The organism is Streptomyces sp. NPDC006174, from assembly GCF_040614075.1.
Taxonomy (GTDB): Bacteria; Actinomycetota; Actinomycetes; order Streptomycetales; family Streptomycetaceae; genus Streptomyces.
In genome coordinates, this window is sequence record NZ_JBEXTJ010000002.1 from 447074 (window position 1) to 471793 (window position 24720).

General features: G+C 72.0%; 25 protein-coding genes. 10 read left to right on the plus strand and 15 right to left on the minus strand.

From position 1 onward, the window contains the following. Positions 1-79 precede the first annotated feature (79 nt). From ABZ267_RS06470 to ABZ267_RS06480, 3 genes are read right to left on the minus strand one after another with little or no spacing between them, the layout of a single operon-like run. Complete coding sequence (locus ABZ267_RS06470) at positions 80-1249, minus strand: oxygenase MpaB family protein (RefSeq protein WP_356756090.1); 1170 nt, start codon at positions 1247-1249, stop codon at positions 80-82. Positions 1250-1289: 40 nt separating this feature from the next. Further along, positions 1290-2354: a polyprenyl synthetase family protein gene (locus tag ABZ267_RS06475; RefSeq protein ID WP_356756092.1), complete on the minus strand. Its 1065-nt coding sequence runs from the start codon at positions 2352-2354 to the stop codon at positions 1290-1292. Next, entirely contained in the window at positions 2347-2634 is a 288-nt protein-coding gene (locus ABZ267_RS06480; protein ID WP_356756094.1) for a hypothetical protein, read from the minus strand. Before ABZ267_RS06480 ends, ABZ267_RS06475 begins: the two co-directional genes overlap by 8 nt. Before the next feature lie 433 nt (positions 2635-3067). Between ABZ267_RS06480 and ABZ267_RS06485 the strand changes: the two genes are divergently transcribed. The 3 genes from ABZ267_RS06485 to ABZ267_RS06495 all read left to right on the plus strand — a co-directional run bounded on the left by ABZ267_RS06485 (position 3068) and on the right by ABZ267_RS06495 (position 5874). Next, entirely contained in the window at positions 3068-3952 is an 885-nt protein-coding gene (locus tag ABZ267_RS06485; protein WP_356756096.1) for a glycoside hydrolase family 19 protein, read from the plus strand. Positions 3953-4201: 249 nt separating this feature from the next. Continuing rightward, complete coding sequence (locus ABZ267_RS06490) at positions 4202-4822, plus strand: RNA polymerase sigma factor (RefSeq protein ID WP_356756143.1); 621 nt, start codon at positions 4202-4204, stop codon at positions 4820-4822. Beyond that, positions 4819-5874: a CU044_5270 family protein gene (locus ABZ267_RS06495; protein WP_356756098.1), complete on the plus strand. Its 1056-nt coding sequence runs from the start codon at positions 4819-4821 to the stop codon at positions 5872-5874. The genes ABZ267_RS06490 and ABZ267_RS06495 overlap by 4 nt, the downstream gene beginning before the upstream one ends. A gap of 77 nt (positions 5875-5951) precedes the next feature. On the opposite strand, the gene dnaN is transcribed toward ABZ267_RS06495, so the two are convergent. Continuing rightward, positions 5952-7073, minus strand: a complete 1122-nt coding sequence (gene dnaN / locus ABZ267_RS06500) for a DNA polymerase III subunit beta (protein ID WP_356756100.1) — start codon at positions 7071-7073, stop codon at positions 5952-5954. A 351-nt stretch (positions 7074-7424) separates the two neighbouring features. Here dnaN and ABZ267_RS06505 point away from each other — a divergent pair, with 351 nt between their 5' ends. Beyond that, complete coding sequence (locus ABZ267_RS06505; protein ID WP_356756145.1) at positions 7425-8954, plus strand: helix-turn-helix domain-containing protein; 1530 nt, start codon at positions 7425-7427, stop codon at positions 8952-8954. Here the strand turns inward: ABZ267_RS06505 and ABZ267_RS06510 are convergent. Beyond that, positions 8944-10941 (minus strand): Ig-like domain repeat protein, encoded by a 1998-nt coding sequence (locus tag ABZ267_RS06510; protein WP_356756102.1) that lies wholly within the window; start codon positions 10939-10941, stop codon positions 8944-8946. The two genes, ABZ267_RS06505 and ABZ267_RS06510, sit on opposite strands and share 11 nt — an antisense overlap. 209 nt (positions 10942-11150) lie before the next feature. Between ABZ267_RS06510 and ABZ267_RS06515 the strand changes: the two genes are divergently transcribed. Then, positions 11151-11687, plus strand: a complete 537-nt coding sequence (locus ABZ267_RS06515; RefSeq protein WP_356756104.1) for a GNAT family protein — start codon at positions 11151-11153, stop codon at positions 11685-11687. Between the two features lie 42 nt (positions 11688-11729). On the opposite strand, the gene ABZ267_RS06520 is transcribed toward ABZ267_RS06515, so the two are convergent. Continuing rightward, on the minus strand, positions 11730-12131 hold the full coding sequence (locus tag ABZ267_RS06520) for a DCC1-like thiol-disulfide oxidoreductase family protein (RefSeq protein WP_356756106.1): 402 nt from the start codon (positions 12129-12131) through the stop codon (positions 11730-11732). 641 nt (positions 12132-12772) lie between these two features. Here ABZ267_RS06520 and ABZ267_RS06525 point away from each other — a divergent pair. Further along, positions 12773-13150, plus strand: coding sequence for a hypothetical protein (locus tag ABZ267_RS06525; RefSeq protein WP_356756108.1), 378 nt, complete (start codon positions 12773-12775; stop codon positions 13148-13150). On the opposite strand, the gene ABZ267_RS06530 is transcribed toward ABZ267_RS06525, so the two are convergent. Next, positions 13134-13370: a DUF397 domain-containing protein gene (locus ABZ267_RS06530; protein WP_356756110.1), complete on the minus strand. Its 237-nt coding sequence runs from the start codon at positions 13368-13370 to the stop codon at positions 13134-13136. The two genes, ABZ267_RS06525 and ABZ267_RS06530, sit on opposite strands and share 17 nt — an antisense overlap. Further along, the gene (locus ABZ267_RS06535; RefSeq protein WP_356756111.1) at positions 13367-14203 is read right to left on the minus strand and encodes a DUF5753 domain-containing protein; all 837 of its coding nucleotides are present in this window, start codon (positions 14201-14203) and stop codon (positions 13367-13369) included. Before ABZ267_RS06535 ends, ABZ267_RS06530 begins: the two co-directional genes overlap by 4 nt. Positions 14204-14359: 156 nt before the next feature. On the opposite strand from ABZ267_RS06535, the gene ABZ267_RS06540 reads away from it, so the two are divergent. Next, the gene (locus tag ABZ267_RS06540; RefSeq protein ID WP_356756113.1) at positions 14360-14782 is read left to right on the plus strand and encodes a hypothetical protein; all 423 of its coding nucleotides are present in this window, start codon (positions 14360-14362) and stop codon (positions 14780-14782) included. On the opposite strand, the gene ABZ267_RS06545 is transcribed toward ABZ267_RS06540, so the two are convergent. Beyond that, positions 14739-15371 (minus strand): GNAT family N-acetyltransferase, encoded by a 633-nt coding sequence (locus tag ABZ267_RS06545; RefSeq protein ID WP_356756115.1) that lies wholly within the window; start codon positions 15369-15371, stop codon positions 14739-14741. The genes ABZ267_RS06540 and ABZ267_RS06545 overlap by 44 nt on opposite strands. 115 nt (positions 15372-15486) lie before the next feature. Here ABZ267_RS06545 and ABZ267_RS06550 point away from each other — a divergent pair, with 115 nt between their 5' ends. Next, positions 15487-15774 (plus strand): hypothetical protein, encoded by a 288-nt coding sequence (locus ABZ267_RS06550; protein ID WP_356756117.1) that lies wholly within the window; start codon positions 15487-15489, stop codon positions 15772-15774. Between the two features lie 53 nt (positions 15775-15827). On the opposite strand, the gene ABZ267_RS06555 is transcribed toward ABZ267_RS06550, so the two are convergent. The 3 genes from ABZ267_RS06555 to ABZ267_RS06565 all read right to left on the minus strand — a co-directional run bounded on the left by ABZ267_RS06555 (position 15828) and on the right by ABZ267_RS06565 (position 18498). Beyond that, positions 15828-16928 (minus strand): methyltransferase domain-containing protein, encoded by a 1101-nt coding sequence (locus ABZ267_RS06555; protein WP_356756119.1) that lies wholly within the window; start codon positions 16926-16928, stop codon positions 15828-15830. Positions 16929-17153: 225 nt separating this feature from the next. Then, positions 17154-17741: a TetR family transcriptional regulator gene (locus tag ABZ267_RS06560; RefSeq protein WP_356756121.1), complete on the minus strand. Its 588-nt coding sequence runs from the start codon at positions 17739-17741 to the stop codon at positions 17154-17156. A gap of 70 nt (positions 17742-17811) precedes the next feature. Beyond that, positions 17812-18498, minus strand: a complete 687-nt coding sequence (locus tag ABZ267_RS06565) for an MFS transporter (RefSeq protein ID WP_356756123.1) — start codon at positions 18496-18498, stop codon at positions 17812-17814. A 265-nt stretch (positions 18499-18763) separates the two neighbouring features. Between ABZ267_RS06565 and ABZ267_RS06570 the strand changes: the two genes are divergently transcribed. Continuing rightward, complete coding sequence (locus ABZ267_RS06570) at positions 18764-20017, plus strand: MFS transporter (protein ID WP_356756125.1); 1254 nt, start codon at positions 18764-18766, stop codon at positions 20015-20017. Here the strand turns inward: ABZ267_RS06570 and ABZ267_RS06575 are convergent. From ABZ267_RS06575 to ABZ267_RS06585, 3 genes are all read right to left on the minus strand, one after another. Then, positions 19999-21723 carry a serine/threonine-protein kinase gene (locus tag ABZ267_RS06575; protein ID WP_356756127.1) on the minus strand — a complete coding sequence of 575 codons (1725 nt, stop codon included), beginning with the start codon at positions 21721-21723 and terminating at the stop codon, positions 19999-20001. The genes ABZ267_RS06570 and ABZ267_RS06575 overlap by 19 nt on opposite strands. Positions 21724-22011: 288 nt before the next feature. Continuing rightward, the gene (locus tag ABZ267_RS06580; protein WP_356756129.1) at positions 22012-22554 is read right to left on the minus strand and encodes a MarR family transcriptional regulator; all 543 of its coding nucleotides are present in this window, start codon (positions 22552-22554) and stop codon (positions 22012-22014) included. Then, positions 22532-23134 (minus strand): DJ-1/PfpI family protein, encoded by a 603-nt coding sequence (locus ABZ267_RS06585; RefSeq protein WP_356756131.1) that lies wholly within the window; start codon positions 23132-23134, stop codon positions 22532-22534. The genes ABZ267_RS06580 and ABZ267_RS06585 overlap by 23 nt, the downstream gene beginning before the upstream one ends. A gap of 203 nt (positions 23135-23337) precedes the next feature. Between ABZ267_RS06585 and ABZ267_RS06590 the strand changes: the two genes are divergently transcribed. Next, entirely contained in the window at positions 23338-24711 is a 1374-nt protein-coding gene (locus tag ABZ267_RS06590; RefSeq protein ID WP_356756133.1) for an aspartate aminotransferase family protein, read from the plus strand. Positions 24712-24720 lie beyond the last annotated feature (9 nt).

Here is a 24720-nt window from a genome sequence, read left to right on the forward strand (position 1 = left end):
CTGAGGAGCACCTGCTCCCTGAACGACCGCAGGGCCCCGGATCCGCGTCGATCCGGGGCCCTGCGGTCGTTCCGCCGGTCTACCGAGGTCCCGGCACCGTCGCCGCCGGAGGGCTCCAGCGGCCGGCGCGGCCGGGCCCGGCCGGGACGCCGTACTCCTTCTTGAGGTGCTCGGGGATCGCGTAGTGCATGACGCGGCCCCGGGTCAGCGAGGACAGCTCCAAGACGGTGGTGAGGTGGCCGATCCGGTCCAGGGCCCAGGCGCCGAGCGGGGAGCGGTCCTCGATGGTCTCCAGGACGCCGAGCAGGTGCGGGACGGCCTTGGCGACGGTGTCCCAGGCGGTACGGGGCACCTCCAGCCAGTCCGCGCAGGTGTCGCCGACGAGGTGGCGGATGAGGGCGGAGACGATCGGGTCGAAGAACGTGCCGGGGACGACCTCCTCGTAGAGGTCGATGAGCTGCCGGGTCAGCAGCGCGCCCTCAGGCGACGGGCCCATGTGCCGGATCATGTAGAGGTCGAGGAACTCCCGTGCCTCCGCAAGGGACTTGGGTACGGCCTCCTGGTCGACGCCCAGCATCGCGCCGACCACCCGCCACGCGTAGTAGTAGGCGTCGGCGCCTTCCTCGGACATATGGATGCCGAGCCGGTGCAGGCTGTCCAGGACCAGCATCGAGAAGAACATCTGCCCGCCGATCATGTCCTCCTGGCAGATCGGCACCCCCGCGCTCTCCGTGTCCCAGGCGCCCTCGCGCCGCAGGTGGTGGCGGATGGAGGCGTGCAGGAGGCGGACCTTCTGTGCCGCCGGGATGAAGCGGCTGCCGGCCTCGAAGGCGTCGGGCCGCATCAGGTGGACGGTGAACTGGCCGGTCTCCGCCATCCGTTTGGACGGGTAGTTCAGCCCGTGCGTCGCCGAGAGCAGCTTCGCCACGTGCGGGACGACGTAACAGGCGGGCATGGAGGCGAAGGAGAGAGCCGTGGAGATGTGCACGTTGTTGTCGATGAAGAACAGCCGGGCCTTCTCCATCTCGCCCCAGTCCACCCAGGACGGCGGCGCGGTCGTGACGTTCAGGTACTCCCGGGCCACGTCCGGCAGGCCGTCGGGGAGCGGGGCTCCGGCGGTGGAGACGTACCGCATCAGTGTGTTGAACGTGCCGACCTCGCCGCGTTCGAAGAGGGTGGCGACCGTGGCGTCGGCGAGTTCGTCACCGCTGTGGCGGAGGGCGTTCAGCGATGCCTGGGTGTAGGTCATGGCGGGGAACAGCCTTTCTGGTGGGTTCGCGTCGGGGGGCTCAGGAACGGCGGACGGCCGCCGAGTGCGCCAGCATGGTGAGCGCGGTGGCGGCGGGGCCGGGCAGGTCCAGCTCGTCGAGTGCGCGCAGCGCCTCCTCGACCCGGGCGGTGATCATGGCCTCGATGCGGTCGGGGGCCTTCAGGCGGCGCATCAGGTCGCGTACGGCGTCGGCGGGGTCGGTGTCCTCGGCGGTCCCCGTCCCGGCCGCGAGCAGCGTGCGGAGGTGGTCCCGGTCCTCCTTCCCGGCCAGCCGCCAGGTCTCCGCGAGCAGAGCGGTCGGCCGATGGCCGCGTACGTCGTCGGAGCCGTCCTTCCCGGTGAGCGCGGGGTCCCCGAACAGGCCCAGGAGGTCGTCCCGCAGCTGGAACGCCTCGCCCAGCGGCAGCCCGTACGCGGAGCAGCCCGCGCGCAGCCGTTCACCTGCGCCGCCCAGCAGCGCCCCGATCAACAGGGGCTGCTCCACGGTGTACTTGGCGGTCTTGTAGCGGACGATCTTGAGCGAGACCGCCGTATCGGGGGCGGCAGACCCGGTGTGCAGGATCTCCAGGCACTCGCCCGCGATCAACTCCCGTGCCAGCGCCGCCCAGAGCGGGCGGGCCCGGCCGAGATAGGCGGCGGGCAGGCCGCTGGTGACGAAGAGCTGCCCGGCCATCGACATCAGCAGGTCCCCGGCGAGCATCGCCAACGACCGCGCAGCCAGAGCGGGTTCGGGATGGTCCCGCACCGCCTCGTGCAGGGCCAGATGAGCGGTGGGCCGTCCGTGCCGCAGCGGGCTGTCATCGATCAGGTCGTCGTGGACCACGGCCGCCGCGTGCACCAGCTCCATGGAGGCCGCCGCCCGCACCATGGCGTCGCTGTCGGACTGTCCGGCCGCGCGCCAGCCCCAGTAGCAGAACGCCGCCCGCAGCCGTTTGCCGTCCGCCACGGCCGTCTCCACCGCGTCGGCCACCGGGCCCAGGGAGCCGTCGATCGCGGTGAGGTGATCGGCCTCCTCGGCGGCGAAGCGGTGGAGCACCTGGTCCACCCGGGCCTTGAAGGCGCCCGGTTCCCACCCCTCAGACACGTTCGCCGTCACGCTGGGCGATCACATGGCGGGCCAGCACCTCCAGGTGGGCCGGGGGCGCCGCCGCGTACCGGTCGAGCGCCAGGCGGCCGCGCGCGATCAGGTCCTGCTCGGCCTCGGCCGCCAGCTCGGCCGTGTCGGACCGCCGCAGCAGTCCGCGTACGGAGGTGAGGGCCGCGCCCACCGTGGTCATGGCCAGGTCCGCGAGGCCCGCCGCCAGCAGTACCGCCTGCTCGCCCGGTCCGCCGACGCCCTCGCGGGTGTCCGTCGTTCGTTCCACGTCATCCCCCAGCCGCAGTCTGTCCGGAGCCGCTGTCGGCCCGGTCGGCGCCGCTTCGTGCCGCGCTGCCGAGTCTTGCCCGGGGGTGGGTGCCGGTGCCGGGAGAACTCACCAACGAGTGATCGGCGTCTTTCAAACCTGCGGCACGTCAGGCGGCCGATACCGTCCCGCATGCTGGACGCGCCCGAATCTTTTACCTTCGGCCAGGACCCTGTTCACAGCATGTTCCGGATCGACCGCTTCGGTAATCGGAGCAGTTGAGCGGCCTGATGGCATCGTTGTCGCGGGCGGCGCGCGGCCCACGTACAACGCGCGGCATATTCAAGAAGGTTGGTCTAGACCTTGACAGGTCCAGACCATCGTCGCTTGAGTATCGGCACCCCCACGGCGGCGCACGGCCGGACGCCGCGCCGCGTCTAAGGAGTGTGTTCACGTGATCAGACGTGTCCTCAGCCTGCTGGTCGCGCTCGCCGCGGTCGTCGCGGCGTTCGTCGTCCTCCCCGCGGCCACCGCCCAGGCCGCCAACTGCTTCAGCGCCTGGAGCTCCTCGTCCGTCTACACCGGCGGCCAGACCGCCTCGTACAACGGCCGCAACTACACCGCCAAGTGGTGGACCCAGAACGAGCGGCCCGGCTCCTCCGACGTCTGGGCCGACAACGGCGCCTGCGGCACCGGTGGCGGCGGCGAGCAGCCGGGCACCGGCTTCGTCGTCAGCGAGGCCCAGTTCAACCAGATGTTCCCGAACCGGAACTCCTTCTACACCTACAGCGGCCTCACCGCCGCCCTCAGCTCCTACCCGGCCTTCGCCAACACCGGCAGCACCGAGGTGAAGAGGCGCGAGGCCGCGGCCTTCCTCGCCAACGTCAGCCACGAGACCGGCGGGCTGGTGTACATCAAGGAAGTCAACGAGGCCAACTACCCGCACTACTGCGACACCAGCCAGTCCTACGGCTGCCCGGCCGGCCAGGCCGCGTACTACGGCCGCGGTCCCATCCAGCTGAGCTGGAACTTCAACTACAAGGCCGCCGGTGACGCCCTCGGCATCAACCTGCTGGCCAACCCCTACCTGGTGGAGCAGAACGCCTCCGTGGCCTGGAAGACCGGCCTCTGGTACTGGAACACCCAGAACGGCCCCGGCACCATGACGCCGCACAACGCCATCGTCAACAACCGCGGATTCGGCGAGACCATCCGCTCCATCAACGGTTCGATCGAGTGCAACGGCGGCAACCCGGCGCAGGTCCAGAGCCGCATCAACAAGTTCACGCAGTTCACGCAGATCCTCGGCACCACCACCGGCTCGAACCTGAGCTGCTGACCTCCTGCGCGTGAACCACCCCGGTACGGGGGGTGCGTCCGGCTCCGGCCGGGCGGGCCCCCCGTTCCGGCGTTCCGGGACCGGTTGGCAGGATCGGGTGCGCGAGGAGTACGTCTCCTGTGACGCGGGCCACGGGAACCCGGTGGCCGCCGCGGAGAGGTACGGGGTGTGGAGCACAACGAACAGCCGGTCCGCCCGGCACACCCGCCCGACGACGGCCGGGACGACGACGCACGCGTACGGGAACGGATCCGCGCGGGCGACCGGGAGGCCTTCGGCGGCCTCTACGACCGGTACGCGAAGTCCGTCCACAGCCACGCCTGCCGCCTCACCGGTGACCTCTCCGCCGCCGAGGACGTGATGTCGGAGACCTTCCTCGCCGCCTGGCGCACCCGCGAGCAGATCGACCCGGAAGGCGGCTCGCTGCGGCCCTGGCTGCTCGGCATCGCCACCAACAAGGCACGCAACCACCGGCGCGGCGCCGGCCGCCGGCTCGCGTTCCTGGCCCGGCAGCCGAAGCCGAAGGAGGCCGAGGACTTCGCCGAGGCGTCCGCCGAGCGGCTGGACCACCAGCGCGAACTGGCCGCCGTACGAGCGGTCCTGGACCGCCTGCGGCTGCCCGAGCGGGAGGTGCTGGCGCTCTGCGTCTGGGCCGGGCTGGACTACGCGCAGGCGGCGGACGCGCTCGGCGTCCCGGTCGGCACCGTACGGTCGCGGCTCTCCCGGGCCCGTACGCGGCTGCGCGGACTCGCGGGCGAACACCTGGAGCGGGAACGGAAGGGGTCCGGGCGGGAACCACGCCGGGGCCGCGGAGAGGTAGGAGGCAGGGCGGCATTCGTCGTCCTGCCAGGAGAGGGGGGATCGCGATGACCGCGACCACGGGTACCGACGACGGCCGGGACGACCGCGCCGAGCTGGCGCGGCTGCTGCCGCCCGCCACCGGATTCGACCTTCCGCCGGGCCGCCACGAGCACCACAGGGAACGCCTGATGAACCAGATCGACCACGACACCGCCGCCACCTCCGGAAGGGGCCGCGCTCCCCTTCGCCCGCGCCTCCTGCGGCCGTCCTTCCTCGCGCCGGTCACCGCGCTCGCGCTGGCCGGCGCGCTGGTGGCGGGCTACTCCGCGCAGGGCGGCGGAGACGCTCCGGCACGGACGGAGAGCGGCGCGTCGGCCTCGGAGCGCGCCGGGAACGCGCAGCCGGTGGCCCTCGTGCTCGGCCGGATCTCGGACGCGGCGGCGAAGAGCGGTGAGGGCCCGGTCGGCGACGACCAGTTCGTCTACGTACGCAGCCAGGTCCAGGGCGGCGACCTCACCAGCGGCAAGCTGGTGACCGGCCCGCCGGCGGAGCGCGAGATCTGGTACGCGCAGAAGCCCGGCCCGCAGAAGAAGCTCGGCTACATCCGCCAGGACGGCGAAACCTCCCCCATCAACGCCGAGTTCGGGGACACCGACAGCACCCGCGAGGGCATCAGCCGCCCCACCTACCGCTGGCTGGCCGCCCTCCCGACCGACCCGCAGCGGCTGCTGGACCACCTCACCGCCCTGACCCCGAAGAACGAGAGCCAGGAGCACGCCCAGGCCGTGTTCGAGCAGATCGGCTACCTGATCCGCGAGACCGTGCTGCCGCCGGAGACGGCCGCCGCGCTCTACCGGGCCGCGGCCTTGATCCCCGGTGTCACCGAGGCCCCCGACGCGGTGGACGCGCTGGGCCGCCACGGGGTGGGCATCGCCCGCGAGGACGGCCGGTTCTCCACCCGCTCGGAGTGGGTCTTCGACCCGGAGGACCTGGCCTTCCTGGGCTCGCGCACCTTCCTGACCGAGGACACCGAGATCGGCACGAAGGGCGCGCTGCTCGACGCCCAGGCCGTGCTGAAGCGGTCCGTGGTGGACGAGGGCGGGGTCCGGCCGCAGGACTAGTACGCAGCTGAGGGAGGGGCGGGTCGGACTCCGTACGGGGAAGTCCGGCCCGCCCCGCCCTCATGGTGGCGGCGGCCTCACAGCAGCGGCGGCTTCACCGACATCAGCAGGTGCCGGTGTGCGTCCGGCCCCGCCTCGCCCGTGACCATCGCCCGCTGCCCGGCTCCCATCATCAGCAGCCGCAGCGACGGCTCCTCGAACGAGGCCAGAGCGTCCGCCAGATACCCCGGGTTGAACGCCACGGTCATCTCCCGCGCTCCCTCCAGCGTCGCCGGCAGCCGCTGGGACGCCACGTCGTCCTCGTAACCGGCCTGCAGGTGTACGGAGTTGTCGGCGGCCGAGAACGCCATCTGCACCGGGCTGTCGCCGTCGGCCACCACCGAGACCCGCTTGACGGCCTCCACCAGCCGCGCCCGGTCCACCACCGCCACCGCCGGGTCCTCCATCGCGAAGAGCTTGTCGTGGCGCGGCAGCCGTCCTTCCAGCAGCCGTACGGTGGTCCGCATCCCCGCGTGCTCGAACCCCGCCGAACCGGCGTCCAGGGCCACACTCACCAGCCCGGACCGGCCCAGCGAACGCGCGATCTCGGTCAACCTCCGCGCGGGGACCAGCACATCGGCGCTCTCGCCGCCCGCCGAAGCCGCCTTCCACGGCAGTGTCCGCACGGCGAACCGGTACCGGTCGGTCGCCGCGAGCGTCATCGTCCCGGCCTCCGCGTCGAGCCCCAGCCGGATCCCGGTGAGCGCCGGCAAGGTGTCGTCGCGACCCGCCGCCACCGCCACATCGGCGACGGCCGCCGCGAACGCGGCCGCCTCCACCGCACCCCGCACCTGCGGCAGCGACGGCAGCGCCGGGTAGTCGTCCAGCGGCAGCACGGAGAGCCCGAAGCGCGCGCCGTCACCCGAGACGGTGAACCGCGGCCCTTCCACCGCGCACTCCACCGGTCCCTCCGGCAGCACCTTGCAGATGTCGTGCAGCCGCCGCCCCATGACGAGCACCTTGCCGGGACGCACCACCTCGGCGGCCTCCACGTCGATGCGCGCGGACGCCTCGTAGTCGAGCCCGCTCACGCGCAGCCGCCCGTCATCCGTGTCCAGCAGCAGCCCGCCGAGTACGGGAACGGGCGAGCGGACCGGCAGCACGCGGGCGGCCCAGGCGACGGCCTCGGTCAGCGCACTGCGTTCGATGCGGAACTCCACGGTGGGGCCTCTCTCACAAGTCGTCCGGACACGGACGACGTTAGAGGCCACCACTGACAATCGGCCGGGGCTAAGGCCCGGACCGAGGCGAGGACGCTCCGGCCCCGGCGGCAGCGACCACCCCCGTGAGCCGCTGCCGCCGGTACCGGAACACCACGTTCGGACTCTAGACCGGTGGGTAGGGGCACGGGGAGGTTCAATGCGCCCAGTGGGGCGCGGTCGGGGGTAACACTCCGCACAGTGATGCACGTGATGCACGCGATGCACGTGATGCATGTGGTGCGGAGTGAAGCGCAGTGATGATCGGGGGATCATGTGCGAGCACGTCAACGGGCCGACGACCTGCTGCGGATGCAGCGGCTGGCCAGGAACGGCGGGACGGCCGAGCTGCTGCGCTGGCTGGCCGGATGCGCCGACGGCTGGGCCGGAATCGCGGGCTCCGACGGCACGCTGCTGAGCGCGTCCGGGACGGTGCCGGTCAGCACATCCCGCCCGAAGGCCACGGAGGCCCCGAAAGCCCGGAAGGCTCCCGCCGCCCCCGACGTAACCGCTCTCGTAGCCGAAGGCGTACGCGCGCTGGCCGAGCGTGGAGCCCTGGCGTACTCGCACGACACCGGCGCGCACACCACCCTGCTCTTCCCTCTCCACGCGCCGCACACGGACGACCTCCGCACCGAGGCGCCTCTCCTGGCCGTCGTCACGCCCCGGCCCGTGGCCGCCGGCCTCGCCACGCTGCTGGCCGACGCGCTGATGCCGCTCTCGCTGTGCTGGGAGGCCGAGGCGGTCGCGCGCAAGCGGCGGCGGGTGGACCTGGCCGAGTCGCGCGGCCGGGAGGCGGTGCTGCACCTGCTGATGACGGGCCAGCTCTCCATCGCGCACCAGGTGGCCGGCGCGCTGCGGCCGCGTCTGCCCGATCCCGTACGGGTCTGTGTCGTGGAGTGTCCCGGTGACAGCCGGGACGAGGTGGCGCGGGTCTGCGCGGAGGCGGACGGCGGCCGGTCGTGGATCGTGCGGTGTCCTGTCTACGCCCGCCACCTGATCCTGGTGACTCCGGCGCACGAGGACACGGCCACGGCCGCGGCCACCGACGAGACGGTGGCCGCGCTGGTGGCGGAGTGCGTGGTCGGTGTCAGCGAGCGGCTGCCGCTGGCCGACACCGCCACCGGCTACCGCCAGGCCTTCCACGCGCTGGCCGTGGCCCGCGAAGTGCCTGGCCGGCACGTCCGGTTCGGCGCCGCTCCGGAACCGGCGCTCGTCGTCGGCCCGGCCGGACGCCGGTGGGCCGAGGCCCTGCTCACGCCGCTCCTGACCCATGCGCCGCGCCGGGCCCAGGACCCCGGCAGCCAGGAGCTCGTGGCCACCGCCGCCTCCTGGCTGGCGTTCGCCTCGCACGCGACCGACCACCTCAAGGTCCACCGCAACACGCTCGCCGCCCGCCTCAAGCTCATCGGCGAGCTGCTCGGCCTAGACCTCCACCGGCTGGCCGACCAGTCGGCGCTCGACCTGGCCCTGCGCATCCGCGCCACGCCGCCGCCGGTCCGCACTCCGGAGGCCGGTGACGAGGAAGCGTCCGGACAGCGCGACGACGGGGCGGCGCACGACCTCGATGAGGTCCTGCGCCGCCCCGCCGTCCAGGAGTGGGCCGCCGGCCAGCTGGAGCCGGTGTCCGGCGCCGCCGAGGCGACCCTACGCGCCTGGCTGGGCCGCGAGGGCCGCCTCGGCCCGACAGCCGCCGAGCTCGGCATCTCCGTACCCGGCGCCCGCAAGCGCCTCACCCGGCTGGAGACCGTGCTCCAGCGCTCACTGCTCCGGCCTCCGAGCGCCCGCTACGACCTGTGGCTGGCGCTCAGGGCCCGCGACATGGCGGCGGCTACTTCGTGAAGATGAAGTACTTCCAGGCCGAGTGCGTCGTGGAGTTGACGCTGTCACCGGAGGAGCCGTTGATGTACGAGGCCCGTACGCGCAGCTTGTAACCGGTCTCGTGCGGGCCGGGGAGCGTCACGACGGACTTGCCATCGGAGCCGAGCGGGAAGTACTCCTGGCCCGCCTCGTACCACGTGCCCATGTAGTTCAGCTGGAAGGTCAGCCGCTGGGCACGGCCCTTGTAGTAGGTCATGCTGGTGGTGAAGTCGGGGTTCTTCTTCTTGCTGTAGAACGCGTAGCTGGTCTTCCCGATCTTCGCCGTCTTGTAGTGGTTGGACAGCTTCACCGAGACGCCGACCTTGGCGTAGGCGGTCGCCTTCGCGGTCCTCGCCGCGTACCGCGCGTCACCCCTGTACACGGCGGTGACCGTCGTGTCGCGCCTCATGTTGACGGTGACGGACAGGTTGCCCTTGGAGTTGACCTTCGCCTTCCTGACCAGCTTCTTCGGCTTGTCGGCGCCGAAGGGGTCGGCCCAGATCTCGACGACGCGGTTCTTGTACGTCTTGCCGAGGGTCGCGGTGAAGGAGACGTTCTTGTTGTACGCGTGGAGCGAGTTGTTCCGGTTGAGCTTCAGCGAGGTCGCGGCGCGCGAGACGGCGACGGCACGGGAGCCGGAGGCGGCAGTGTGCTTGGCGCTGCCCGCGTAGGTGGCCCTGTACGTCACCTTGCCGCCGGCGGGCGGGGTGTCCTTGAAGGTGAACGCGCCCTTGGCGTCCGTTTTCACGGTGCCGAGCGACTTGCCCTTGGGGGACTCGACGTCCGTACGGGTCACGGTGAGCGCCGTACCGGCCGGGAGCGCCACGGAGGCCTTGACGGAGCCCTTGACGGTGAGCGCCTTGGCGCGCGTCGCCTTCGCGGGGGCGCTGACGGTCACGGTGGCGACGGACTTGCTCGGGTCGGTGAGGACCCGGAAGGAACGGGCTCCCTCGCTGTTGACCGTGACGGCGAACAGCCGGCTGCCGTCGGGCGCCCAGGCCAGACCCGCCGGCTCCAGGGTGTCCGAACCGCTGGACGTGCCGGTGTTGGGGAAGTCGTACGTCCGCACCGGGACGGTCTTGGACGCGCCCTTCGGGTAGATGTAGACGTCCGGCTCGTACCAGCCGCTGATCCCGGCCGCCACCGTCCCGTTCGGGGCGATGTCCACGGCGTTGGGGTACGCGTCGGAGGAGTAGCCCTGCTCCACCTGGAGGTCGGACGTCCGGTACACCTGGTGGTGGTAGGGCGCGGCACTGGCGACCACGACCTGGGCGCCGTCCGGGCTCAGCGCGAGGTCGCGCATGTTGCCGCCGTCCGCGTGGACGTGGGCGGTCCGGGTGGCGGTGCCCGACGCGACGTCGTACACGGCCAGTTCGGCCGGGCTCTGGACCTCGATGCCCGCGGCCAGCGTGTCCGGCGCACCGGGCGAGGAGGCGAGGACCGGTGCGGAGTACCACGTACGGTGCGGGTCCTGGTCCAGTGCGACCACCGGCTCCTCGCCGGACAGGTCCAGCGAACCGATGTTGCCGTCGCCCGCCGCCCCGTAGCCGAACCAGAGCTTCCCGCCGGCCAGCGCCGGGTGGGTCGGCCGGGTGCCCCGGCCGATGTCGTAGCGCGCGGACTCCGTCAGGGTGGCGGTGTCGATGGCCACGATGTGGCCCGAGGTCGCCACACCCGCGTACAGGGTGCCGGAGTCGGCCGACAGCTCCAGACCGTTCACCCCAGGCAGTGAGCCGAGGGTGCGGAGGACCTTGCCGGAGTAGTCCGTGGCGAGGATCCTGCCGGACGTCGGGTCGCTGATGAACACCCGCTGGTGCACGCCGTCGGCGACGATGTCGCCGAGCGAGGCTGCGGGAAGGATTCTGCTGCTGTCGGCGGCGGCGGCGGTGCCCGCCGTACCGCCGACGAGCACCACGGAACTGAAGAGGACCGCGAACGCTGTCGCGGTCGAGGTTCTGCGCGTGCGCACAGTTGCTGATACCCCCACGGTATGAAAGGGGCCGCGCGTCGCCCGAGATGAGAGAAAGAAGAGTTGGGGCGCGGCCAGGATCGCAGAATAAGGCATGCCACTGACAAGCGAGCGCCACTTTTCGCGCCCCCTGTGCGCCCGCACGCTCCCTGCGGCGGCCAGGCACTTAACCGGTTGCCGCCCCGAGCATCGTCGGTTAGGAAGAGCGCATGCTGAGAGGCGAGAAGGTCGGGCTCAGGGCTCGCCACGATGACGACATCCCGGTCCTGCGGACCGAACTCTTCAACGACGTGGTCAACTCCGCGCGGTTCGAGAGCCGGCCGTGGCGGCCGATGCCACCGGACGCGAAGAGCGCGCGGCCCGCGGCGGGCGACGAGGAGGAGAACGTCCGGTTCTCGGTGGTGGAGCTGAGCGGCTCCACGCTCATCGGCATCGCGACGCTCTGGGGCATCGACACCCACAACCGGTCGGCGCACGTCGGCCTCGCGCTGCTGCCTTCCGCGCGCGGCCAGGGCTACGGAACCGATGTCGTCGCGACCCTGTGCCACTACGCGTTCATCGTACGCAGCCTGCACCGGCTCCAGATCGAGACGCTGGCGGACAACCCCGCGATGCTGCGTTCCGCCGAGCGCAACGGCTTCGTCCGCGAAGGAGTCCTGCGCTCGTCGGCCTGGGTCATGGGCGAGTTCCTGGACGAGGTGATGCTCGGCCTCCTCGTCCAGGACTGGAAGCAAGGCGCCTCCTAGGACCAGGCGTCGCGCGGCAGGCGGCAGTTCGACGACAGGCCCTTAACCCCTGGCGCCCGGCCTGCGGTCCGCCGGCAGCGCGCAGGCCGGTGAACCGCCGGGCAGCCGCGTGCGGTTGGCGGCGACGAACCGGTAGACGCCGTGGGCGATCCACCGCACCGGAGGCAGCGTGAGCAGCCCGCCGAGCCAGGCCCAGCCTCCACCGGCGCTCAGCAGAAGCTTGGCGACCGCCTGCGCGCCGCCGTACACCGTGCCGGGCGGCGATACCCACAGCACCTCGCGCTCGGCCCGCTGCCGGGTGATGCCGAGCGCGTCCAGGTCGGCGAACTGCCACGGCGTGACGGTGCAGCGCGGTCGCACCCGCCGGGTCAGGACGTTCACCGACGACGTGCAGAAGGCGCAGTCGCCGTCGTAGACGAGGACAGGTACGGATCGCGTGGGCATGGCCCCATCCTGCCTCGGCGGACCGCCCGATTCCGGAAGGCGCTGCCCGAACCGCACCTCAACCTCCGCTTCCGGCACAGGCGTTCGGGGAAGATCGACGCCATGGACGCGAAACGGGAACAGCGCATCCACACGGTCCTGCGGTACCTGAACCCGCTGCTGGCCGTGGTCACGGTGGGCGGACTGCTGTGGACGGTGCGGACGCTGGCCAAGGGCGGGCTGGAGCCGGGCGACACGGCCGGTGTCGTCGCCGTACCGCTGGCGGCGCTCGCCGCGTGGCTGGCCGCCGTGGCGATCCTCAAGCGCCGACCGGAGGCGGAGGCGACGGCGGCCCGGCTGGCCGGTCTCGTACGGAGCGCGGAGCGGGCGGCGGTGGCCCAGCTCCTCGGAGACGGCACGCCGGGCATCGACACGCGCTTCCGCGTCCCGGGCGACCGGCAGCCGCGCACCGGGGCCGTCGACCACTTCCGTACGCTACGTCGGACCGCAGGACGTACGCGCCGCCGACATGGTGCTGGGCGTCGGCGCGATCGCGCTCGTACCGGCCATCGGCTGGTTTCTTCTTCCAGCGGGAATGGCGCGCGGAACCCGACGTCTGGGCGACGCGGCAGCACAACCCTCGCGGCGGGATGCTCGGCGAGGTGGTGCGCGCCACAGGACATGCCCTGGGCATCGCCGCGTTCAACTGCTGGGCACTGTTCCTCCAGCCACCGGCCGTCGGCCTCTTCACCATCACGCCGCCCTCGCTGGCCGTCACCGGCGCCGCCCTCACCGCCCCGCTCGCCTTGCTGGGCATGCCCGCCTCACGCCGCTACCTCCTCGCGCTCCTCTTCCTGCGCGGCCGGCTGCCGTTCCGCCTGGGCCGCTTCGTGAGGTGGGCGTACGGAGCGGGGCTGCTGCGGGCGGCGGGACCGACGTACCAGTTCCGCCACCAGGAGCTTCACGAGTGGCTGATCATGTCGCACTACGCGGGCGGCCCCGAGGCGATCGCCCGCGCGTACGTCAGTCCGCCCAGGTGACGAACGTGGACCAGGCATCGGGCGCGACGGCGAAGGCGGGTCCGTCGGTGACCTTGGAGTCACGGACGTGGACGACGTGGGGGCAGGCGGCGACCTCGACGCAGTCACCGCCGCTGCCGCTGCTGTAGGAGGACGTACGCCAGTCGAAGGCGACCTCGATGCAGTCGCCGCCGCTAGCGTTGCTGTAGCTCGACGTGAACCATCGGAGGGTGCTGCTCATTCCTTCACTCCTGCCAACCGCATGATGAGGTCCAGCGATTCACGAGGACCCAATGCCTCTGACCGGATCTTCGCATAGCGCTGAGCGTACGTGCTCACCTTTGCCGGGTCACTGATCAGCAGACTCTCCTCCTGCGCCTCCAGGTAGATGAGATGCTCATGATCCGGGGTCTCCACCAGGTTCATTTGGCCGTGACCCGCCGCGTACTCCCCGTACTTCCCGGCGTCCAGGGGAAGCACCAGCAGCGTGACGTTACGCCGCCGGGCGCACTCCACGAGGTACAGCAACTGCTCCCGCATGATCTCCTCGCTGCCGATGACCCGGCGCAGGACGGCCTCGTCGATGATGATCTCGATCATCGGGAGCGGGTCGCGGTCGAAGAGAGCTTTGCGCGCCATCCGCAGTTGGACCAGCTCCTCCACGCGCTCGTCGGAGAGTGGCGGATATCCGCCACCGATGAGCGCCCGCGCGTATGCCTCCGTCTGGAAGAGTCCGTGGATGACGTTCGTGGCGAACAGCTGAAGACTGATCGCGGCCTGCTCCAGCAGCGCGTAGTCCTGGAACTGCTCCGGCAGCCGCTCCATCCGCATGTACAGCCGTGCAGTCTCGAAGACCTCGCTGCCTTCGCTCAGGACGCGCTTCAGCGCCACCAGCATCGCGTCACTGGCGGGCTGCGCGCACGTCTCCATGGCGCTGACCGCAGCGGCCGAGTAGCCGAGCTCGTCGCCGAGCCGGTCCTGCGACCACTCACGCTGGAGGCGCAGCATGCGCGTCACTTTGGCCACCAGCTTCGCCGCCGGACTGGCTGAATCCTTGTTCTCCGCACTTGCCATGAGGTGATCTCTTTTCGACTCAACCGAACTCAACCGGTCACTACGCGATGTGGCTGAAATCAACTGCCCAACAGCGAAGTTCGTGCAGGTCAACGGGTGTGCGACGCCCCTCGCCAGTCGTAGAGAACGCTAGGTGATCGGGGTCACAATCGCCTGGTGAATGCACTGAATGGTGAGCGCAATATCGGCTGGGTCCCGGACTCGGGATTCCAACTCCGCAAGGCGGGCGTGCAATTCGACGCGGTCCGCGTGGACGGCGAGATCGGACGGCGGCTGGCGGACCTGATGGAGGAGTTGGTCGGCGGCGAACCGGGCCCGGTGGTGACCGAGGCGAACGGTCGGCGCGGCGTCTACTTCTTCGTACCGCCGGGTTCGACGGCGCACCGCTGCTGGCCGCGCGAGGTGACGATCCTGAACTCGACGAGGAACCGGGTGAGTTACGTACCGGTCCCGGCGCTGGAAGGCCGGACGTGGCCGCTGTCGTGGCGGTACCCGCCGACGGCTCCGGGCCGTTTCGTCCACACGCTGATCCTGATCAACGCGGTGGAGTCGCTGCTGTACTCCGGCCGAGATAGGTGACGGGCCCGGGATCCGGGACGGCGATCTCATGGAAGCCGACGCGGTCGTAGAAGGCGCGGGCGGCGGTGTTGCTGGTGACCATGGAGAGGTGCACGGCCGGAACGTCCTGGCGGTGGAGGGCGCCGAGGAAGGTCTCCATGAGCCGGCGCCCGTACCCGTACCGCTGGTGCGAAGGGAGCAGGTCGATGTGGAGGTGGGCCGGATAGGCGTCCAGCTCCGGCAGGACCATGCGCTCCGGATCGTGCATGAGCCCGGTCATCGTGTCGGCCGGGGTGGACGGCGAGTGCGGTTGTACGGGTGCGGGATAGCGGCTGGTCAGGCGCGGGAGCCACTCGGTGCGGTAGCGGGCGACGAAGGACGCGGTGTCCGCCGTACCGACGATGTAGCCGACCGCCCGTCCGCCGTCCTCCACGACGAAGGCGAGGCCGGGTTCGAGGACGACGTAGGGCGCGGCGAAGATGTTCGGCAGGAGGTCGGGGTCCGGATAGAGGTGGCGGGAGTCTCCGCCTTCGTGGCCGGTGCGTACGCAGATGTCGAAGAGGGCGTCGCGGTCGTCGGGCCGGTACGGGCGGAGGATGGCGTGAGTCATGGCGCCGATTTTCAGCGGCGCGGGAGCGCTCCCGCAAGTGGGTTCAAGGCGGCGGTGGTTGGGGGTTTCGGCGGCTCTCCAGGCGTGGCTGCCGTCGTGCGCATAGGGTGCCTGAATGCCGAATCCACGACGGTTGAGCCGCCGCGCCTGGCTGCTCGCGTGGGCGGTACTCTGCGTGGCCGGCCTCACCGCGACCGCCGGGCTTCAGGCCGCCGTATCGCCACCGGAAGCGCGGCCCGAGAGACGTATCAAGGCCGAGTGCCGCGCGTACATCGCGGAGATCGAAGGCCGCATCCACCGAGCCGAGAGCAACAGCGAGGGAGAAGGCGCCATCGTGGCGTTCTCCCGGGACCGCACGGACTGCGCCGACGAACTCGACGACCTCCTCGGAGGCGATCGGTGACCGGCCCGGGCTCGGTGATCCGGCGACCGCCCGCCTGATGCGTGCGGCGGGCGCTAGAGGGCAGGGGCGAGCGGTTGCCAGCGGGGGCCGTGGGGGTCGTCGCCGGTGAAGACGTGGTGGGCGTCGGACGTGATGTGCAGCCCGAAGTCGTACATGCCGGGTGACCCGCGCTCCTCCCAGACGTTCCAGGCCCGGGCGGCTTCGTCGGCCAGGTTCCGTTCACCGCCACGGTGTGCGTTCAGGGCAGTGCCGGCCTGCTGGAGGACGGCCCAGGAGGAGTGGCCGTCGCTGAGCCAGGCCGTCGCCTGCGCGTCGGTGCCGGCGGCTCGGATGTCGATGCGCACGTCCGGCAGCAGCACGCGGAGCGCGAAGAGCACGTCGGGATGGGACAACGCCTGTACGGGGCGCGGGAACACGGCCGGTACGCCGGTGCCTCTGTCCCGTACGCGGTCGAAGGGGGCGGGCGGACGATGGTCCGTACGGCGGGTGGGCATGAAGCGGGCGGCAGCCTGCATCCAGCCGGTGGCCGACGTGCGGTCGTCCGCCACGGTGAGCGCGACGCACCCGGTGTGCCCCCACGGAGTGACGATCCGGCCACCGGCCCGCGTGCGCTGCACCCACGCCCAGGGCACGTGGTCCACGGCGTAGGTGGAGATGACGCGGTCGAAAGCGTCGTCCTCCTCCGTCGTCGACACGGCGTCGCCGTCACCGGTGACGACGCGGACCCGGTGGACGGCCGCCTCGATGCGCCGGCGCGCGCCGGCGGCGAGTTCGGCGTCGATTTCGACGCTGGTGACGTGGCCTCGGCCGGTGCGGTGGGCGAGCAGGGCGGCGTTCCAGCCGGAGCCGGTGCCGAGTTCGAGCACCCGGTGTCCGGGCTCCAGGTCGAGTGAGTCCAGCATGGTGGCGACGATGGCCGCGCACGAGATGCTGGACGTCGGCAAGGAGCCGGTGACCTGGGTGACGGTGGAGCCGTACGGATCGGGGTGGACGGCGGCGGCCCACGCCTCCGGTGCCTCGGTGCGGCGCACGACCTCGTACCGCTCACCTGTCCAGACGTGGACGGCATCGGGTGCGAAGCGATCCCGGGGAACTGCCTCCATGGCCTGACGGACCCAGGGCGAGTCCGCCGGCCACAGGCCCCCGTCGGTCATCGCGGAGAGCAGACGGAGGCGGTGCTCTTCCAACACGTGGGCTACTTCCGCCGGGTGCCGGTGGGCGGGGGAGTGGGCGGGACCTGCCCGTCCGAGTTGCCGGGCGGCGGCTTCCCTTGCGACGGGTCCGGTGTCGGCTTGCCGTGCGTGCCCATGATGACCTCCTGGCCGTACGCGTAGGCGGACGTCTCATCGTCGCGAGCGGCTCGGGCCGGCCGGGCGTAATCAGCGCAATCGACCGAAACGGTTCGTTGCCGGTGGCTCATTCACTCGTGGCGTGGTGATCCGTGCGATCGCCTCGACCGTCAGCGCGCGGTCGTGCGGCTCGGTCTCCAGGGCGCGGTGGATGGAGAGGCCTTCGATGAGCGCGTCCAGCTGGCGGGCGGTGGCGGGGTCGAAGTGCCATTCCAGCGCGCGTCGGCTGCGGCTCATCCAGGTGCGGGTGAGCTCGCGGTAGGCGGGTTCGCGGGCGGCGAGCGTGTACAGCTCGTGGGTCAGGATCAGCTCGCGCTGGTTGCCGCCGGAGAGGTGGTGGACGAGGTCGGCGACGGCCTCGCGTGCCTCGTCGGGACCGGCGGCGGCGCCGAGGCGGTCCTCGAAGACGGCGACGATCGTGCCGGAGAACCGGGTGAACGCCTCGTGGAGCAGCTCGTCCATGCCGGCGAAGTGGTACGTCATCGACCCGAGCGGAACGCCGGCACGGGCGGCCACCTTGCGATGCGACATGCCCGCGACACCTTCGTCGGCGATCAGGTCCAGCGCCGCGTCGATGATGCGATCCCGCCGCTCGGGATCGGTGCGCCCTGTCGCCACCCGGCGCCTCCTCGTTCGGCCTGGTCTCTCCTGGCTTCTCGCAGCATAGGGCGCGAGGTGGCGTGCGCGGTCAGGGGATGAGGTCGCTGAGGGTGACGTTGAGCTGCACCTTTCCGCCGACCTCGGTCACGCCGACGCAGCGGTCCCGCCGGTCCAGCAGCCAGCCGTTCGGCCGGCAGGTCCAGCTCGGCGAGTGGCCGAGTCTGTGGCGTATCTCGGCGTTGGTGAGACCGTCGCGGCTGCCGACGGTCACCGAGCGGGTGCAGCTGGACGAGCCGCAACTGGAGCCCTCGGACAGGACGGTGAGGCCGGGTGGCAGGTCGGGAACGTGTTCGGCCGGCGGTACGGCCGCTCCTCCGGCGAGCAGGAAGGCCAGCAGGCAGCCGACGAGGGTGAGCCCGAAGTGCGTGCCCAGGAGGCCGACGGACCTGCTGCGGCGGCGGGCCCACTCCTCCGATTCGGGGCCTTCCTGCGCCCGTTCCAGCCGCACACCGCACCAGATGACGGCCGGCGCGGCGACTCCGAGGAGGAGGTGGGCGTCGGCCCGGGGTATGCCCGCGTCCCACCCGTGCTGAACGGCGACGAGCAGGGCTCCGGCAGCGAGCAGTACGCCACCGACCGCGAGCCCCGTGGTCCGGGTGCGAGCGGTGCGGGCCCAGGCGATGAGCGGGACGGCGGCGAAGAGGAGGCCCAGCAGTGACCAGACGAAGGGGGCGGTGACGTGGACGGAGGGCGACAGCGACAGCAGGGATGACACGGGGGCTCTCCGGCCGGTGCGGTGACGGGCGATGGCGGTGGCGATGGCGGTACGGATCCAGGTCCGGGGACGCGCCCGGCGGGCGGGTGGTTCCGTCGGCAGTGGGCGGCCGCCTGGCCGACGGCGTACCGACGGCCCGCCGAAGGCGGCTCCCGGGCACCGGCCGTGAGCGGTGGAGTGCGAGGCGAGGTGGAGTGTGTACGAACGTACGCTTCAGGCGTACGATCGTACGCTCCACCTCTCCGTCCACTGAGGAAGCGCTTCCATGAAGGTCACGCCGGTCATCGACGCCCGCACCCGCCGCTGGCGCGCCGCGCTCTTCCTCTTCATGCTCGCCACCGGCGTGAGCATGGCGTCCTGGGTGGCCAGGACGCCTGCCGTACGCGACGCGCTGGACGTGTCCACCGGCGCGATGGGGCTCGTCCTCTTCGGGCTCTCGATCGGCTCGATGGCCGGTGTGCTGGTCTCCGGCGGGCTCGTGCGCAAGCACGGAGGGCGGCCGGTGATCGCGCTCGGCGCGGCGCTGCTCGTGGCCGGGCTGCTGGGCGTCGCCGGAGGCGCGGCGCTGGAGGTGTCCGGCGGGGTCTTCGGCGGACTGGCGCTGTTCGGGGCCGGGATGGGGCTCGCGGAGGTGGCGTTCAACATCGAGGGCGCGGCCGTGGAGCGGACCGTGGGCCGCCCGGTCCTGCCGGTGCTGCACGGCTGCTTCAGCCTCGGCACGGTGGTCGGCGCGCTGCTGGGGATGGCGCTGACGGCGGTACGGTTCCCGGTCGGCTGGCACCTCGCGGCGGTGGCCGTCGTGGTGGCGTCGGCCGCGGTGTGGACCGTACGGGCGGTTCCGCCGGGCACGGGTCGTGAGGACGGCGGTTCCGGCGACGGCGAGCCGGCCGCGTCCGGTGGATGGCGGGCGCAGCTGGAGGTCTGGCGGGACCGGCGGCTGGTGCTGATCGGGCTGATCGTGCTGGCCATGGCGTTCGCGGAGGGCTCGGCCAACGACTGGCTGCCGCTGCTGATGGTGGACGGCCACGGGACGAGCGCGACGGCCGGTTCGCTGACGTTCCTGCTGTTCGCCGGTGCGATGACGACGGGCCGGTTCACGGGCGGGCCGCTGCTGGTGCGGTACGGGCCTGCGGCCGTGGTGCGGGCGAGCGCGGTCGTGGCGGCGGCGGGCGTGGCGCTGGTGGTCTTCTCGTCCAGCGCGGTGCTCGCCGGTGCGGCGGTCGTGCTGTGGGGCCTCGGCGCGTCGCTGGGATTCCCGGTCACGGTCTCGGCGGCCGGTGAGGGCGCGGCGGCGCGGGACGCTTCGGCGCGGGTCGCGGCGGTCTCGACGGCCGGCTACGCGGCGTTCCTGGTCGGCCCGCCGTCGCTCGGCTTCCTGGCCGACCACGTGGGGCTGCGGTCGGCGATGATCGTGGTGCTGGTGCTGCTGGCCGGTGCGGCGCTGATCACCGGGGCGCTGCGGCGGCCCGCGGCCTCGCCGGAGGTGGACGTGCCCGCGCCTCACTCCGACCGGGTGTAGATCAGGCTCTCGCCCGAACCGGTCGTGGCCCGGCGCAGGCTGCCGTCCGGGAGGAGGGTCAGCTCGGTGGGCTTGCCGGGGGAGCAGGAGGCGGCCGGGCGGCCTACGGAGACGGTGGAGGGGCCGATGAGGACCGGTTCGCCGTCGCCGGGACGGGCGACCAGAGGTGCGGTGAACTCGCAGTGGTACGTGGCGCCGAGCGCCAGTGGGCCTTCGGCGGTGAGCGAGAGGCCCTGGTCGCCGACCTCGCCCTGCCGGATGGTCAGCTTCCGCGTGGACCCGCCGCTGTCGCCGGGGATGGAGGCGGTCCAGGTGCCGAGGTAGTCACCGGGTACGGCGCCCTCGTCGCCGGTTCCCGCCGTGTCGCCGGAGGCGGAGGCCGAGGCGGACGGGCCGGGGCCTGGCGTGTCGCGGCCCTTGGTGTTCATGAACGCGTACACGGATCCGCCGGCGCCTATCGCCACGACCAGCGCCACGGCGATGAGAGCGGCGGTCGCTCCGGCGGACCGGCGCGCGGGCGCGGGTGCAGGGGCCGGCGGCGGCGTGAAGTAGGCGGGTGGGAGCGGGGTGTTGTACGTCGGGCCGGGGCTGTAGCTCTGGTTGTACGGAGCTTGGGGCTGGTGGGCGTACGGGGCCGGGGCCGGGGCCGGCGGGAGAGTGGCGGGGGCGGCCTGGGTGGGGAGGGCGTGGACGGGGGCGGGGGGTGTGTGGGGGTGGTGCGGGACTTCCGGCGCATTCGGCGCTCCTGGGGTTCCCGGGGCATCCGGCGCCTCCGGGTCCTCCGCGTCGAGCAAGTCCACCGCCTGGCGGCCCAGTTGGGCGATGAGGGTGGCGGGGAGCCAGGGTTCGTCGGCCTGCGGCTCGCCCAGCCGGGCCAGGATCTCGTCGGTGGTCGGCCGCGCGGCCGGGTCCTTGGCCAGGCAGTCGCGTACGACCCCGGCCAGCTCCGCCGGAACGCCGGTCAGGTCCGGGTCCTCCTGGGTGATCCGGAACATCAGGGCGTGCACTCCGCCGCTCTCGGCCGCACCGAACGGGAGGCGGCCGGTCGCCGCGTACGCGAGCACGGAACCGAGGCAGAACACATCGCACGCCGTCGTCACGCGCTCGCCGCGCACCTGCTCCGGGGCCATGAACCCGGGCGAGCCGATCATCGCACCGGTACGGGTCAGGTCGCCGTCGGCCAGGGACTCCAGGGCGCGGGCGATGCCGAAGTCGATGACGCGGGGGCCGTCGATGGTGAGCAGCACGTTGGAGGGCTTCAGGTCGCGGTGGATGAGCCCGGCGCGGTGGATGTGCTGAAGGGCGTGGGCGAGGCCGGAGCCGAGGAGCTGGACGGAACGTGTCGGCAGCGGTCCGTACGCGCCCGAGTCGGCGACCGGGGCGCCGGGGCGGCCGGAGACGATGCGGTGGAGGGAGGGGCCGGCGACGTAGCCGGTGGCGACCCAGGGGATCGGGGCCTCGGTGTCGGAGTCCAGGACCGGTGCGGTCCAGGCGCCGCCGACCTGGTGCGCGGCGCGGACCTCCTGGCGGAAGCGGGCGCGGAACTCGGGCTGTTCGGCGAGCTCGCGGCGGACGAGCTTGAGGGCGACGGTGCGGCCTCGTTCGGAGCGGGCGAGGAAGACCTGGCCCATGCCGCCTTCTCCCAGGCGGGCGAGGAGGCGGTACGCGCCTATGTGGCGCGGGTCGTCGGGCCCGAGCTTGTCCATGTGCGCTTCCTCCCCTGCGGCCCGCACGAGGATAGCCCCGCGGCCGCACTTTCAGCCCGTCCGGCGTTTGAGGACGGAACCGTCGACCGGACGGGTCCGGCGCGCACCTTCTCAGCCCGTCCGGCGTTTGAGGACGGAACCGTGGCGCAGGGGTTCGGTGCGCACTACCCAGCCCGTCCGGCGCTTGAGGACGGAACCGGAGAGCACGGGTTCGGTGCGCGGGCATGGGCGGCACTCCGGGCCAGCCGACCACTCAGGCGCGCCCCCACCGAAGCGGGGGTTCCGTCCTCAACCGCCGGACGGGCTGGAGTGGGCCCCGCCCGCCGTCACCGCCTCCACCGCCCCCGCCAACCGCTCCAACACCCCCACCGCCTCCGCGAACCCGTCAGCCCCCAGCTCCCCGGCCAGCCGCGCAGCGAACTCCGCATGGGACGGGTCGATCCGCGACACCGCCTCCCGCCCCGCAACCGTCACCCGCAACAGCTTCGCCCGCCGGTGGGCCGGATTCTCGACGTACTCCGCGAGCCCGCGCCCCACCAGCAGGTCCGCGATCCGCTGCACGCTCTGCCGCGTGATCCCCATCTCCCGCGCGATCCCCGCCACCGGCAACGGCCCCGGCAGCACCGCTCCCAGCACCTGCCACCAAGCAGCCGTCAGCCCACCCGGCCTGGCCAACTCCTCCGCCACGCCCAGGAACTGCCCGTTCAGCCGGAACACCGTCAACGCGGCCCGGCTCAACAACGCCTGCTGAAAAGGGACTTCGGCAGCGGCTTCCGAAGAGGCCTCCGAAGTGACCTCACCGGCCCCCTCACTCACCCTCCAACACCTCATACGCACTCGGGTCCGAGTCATGGAACAGCCGGTACCAGGCCCCCAGCTTCTCCGGCCCGTACACCCCCAGCAGCCCGAACACCTCCCGCGCCAGCGCCACCGGCTCCGTCGGCCCGGCCGTGATCAGCCCGCCGTCCGTCACCGCGTCGGCGTCCACGTACCGCGCGCCACCTCCGTACCCCGTCGCCGCCAGGTAGAAGGAGACCGCGCTCGTGTGCGCCCGGTCGTCGAGCAGCCCCTCGCGGGCCAGCCCGGCCGTCGCTCCGCAGATCGCCGCGACCGGCACCTCCGCCTCCAGGAAGGCCCGCGCCGCACGGGCGAACGGCGCCAGATCGTCGCCCGCGTCCCAGAGCCCGGCCCCGGGCAGGACGAGGAGCGCGCTGTCCTCGGGCCGCAGCTCGGCGAGGGCCAGGTCGGGCTGGATGCGGAGCCCGCCCATGGTGCTGACCGGTTCCCGGTCCGGCCCCACGGTCCGCACGGTGTAGCCGTTCTGGGCGAGAAACGCCGTGGTGTACCCGGTCTCCCAGTCGGCGAGCGTGTCGTACACGGCGAGATGAACCACAGAGCTGGTGCCGGTCATGGCAGCCTCCCGAAGTAGATGACAGAAGGCTGTCACAATGACAACATGCTGTCAATCACCACGACGGCACCCGGACCATCGCCACAAGCCCACCCGGACCATCACCAGGAGCGCACCCGGACCCGACACCCTGCCGACCCCCGCGCCCCACGCCGTACAACATGGCCATGGAACCGCCCTCCACCAGCACCTACGCTCCCCGCATGACCCCTCATGCCCCTCATGCCCCGTACGCCGACCCCGCGGCCGGTGCGGCCGTGAAGGCCGCGGACCGCGCGCACGTGTTCCACTCCTGGTCCGCCCAGGGCCTCATCGACCCGCTCGCCGTCGCCGGCGCCGAGGGGTCCTACTTCTGGGACTACGACGGCAACCGCTACCTCGACTTCACCAGCGGACTCGTCTACACCAACATCGGCTACCAGCACCCCACCGTGATCGCCGCGATCCAGGAGCAGGCAGGCAAACTCGCCACCTTCGCGCCCGCGTTCGCCGTCGAGTCGCGCTCCGAGGCCGCACGCCTCATCGCCGAGCGCACGCCGGGCGACCTGGACAAGATCTTCTTCACCAACGGCGGCGCCGAGGCCGTCGAGAACGCCGTCCGCATGGCCCGGCTGCACACCGGCCGTACGAAGGTGCTCTCCGCCTACCGCTCGTACCACGGCGCCACCTCCACCGCGATCAACCTCACCGGCGACCCGCGCCGCTGGCCCTCCGACAACGGCTCGGCTGGCGTCGTACGTTTCTGGGCGCCGTTCCTCTACCGCTCGCCGTTCTACGCCGAGACCGAGGCCGAGGAGTGCGCCCGCGCGCTCCAGCACCTTCAGGACACGCTCGCCTTCGAGGGCCCGTCGACCATCGCCGCGATCATCCTGGAGACCATCCCGGGCACGGCCGGCATCATGACGCCTCCGCCGGGCTACCTGGCGGGCGTCCGCGAGATCTGCGACCGGTACGGGATCGTCTTCGTGCTCGACGAGGTGATGGCCGGATTCGGCCGCACCGGCGCCTGGTTCGCCGCCGACCACTTCGACGTCGTGCCGGACCTGCTGACCTTCGCGAAGGGCGTCAACTCCGGTTACGTACCGCTCGGCGGCGTCGCCATCAGCGCCGAGATCGCCGCCACCTTCGAGACCCGCCCCTACCCCGGCGGCCTCACCTACTCCGGCCATCCGCTCGCCTGCGCGGCCGCCGTCGCCACCATCGGCGTGATGGAGGACGAGAAGGTCGTCGAGAACGCGGCCCACATCGGCGAGACCGTCCTCGGACCCGGCCTGCGCGAGCTCGCCGAGCGCCACCCGTCGGTCGGCGAGGTGCGCGGCCTCGGCGCGTTCTGGGCGCTGGAGCTCGTACGTGACCGGGAGACCCGCGAACCGCTCGTCCCGTACAACGCCTCCGGCGAGGCGAACGCGCCGATGGCGGCCTTCGGCGCGGCGGCGAAGAAGCAGGGCCTGTGGCCGTTCATCAACATGAACCGCACCCACGCCGTCCCCGCCTGCAACGTCACCGAGGCCGAGGCCAAGGAGGGTCTCGCGGCGCTGGACATCGCGCTCACGGTGGCCGACGAGCACACGGTGTAGCCGTACGAC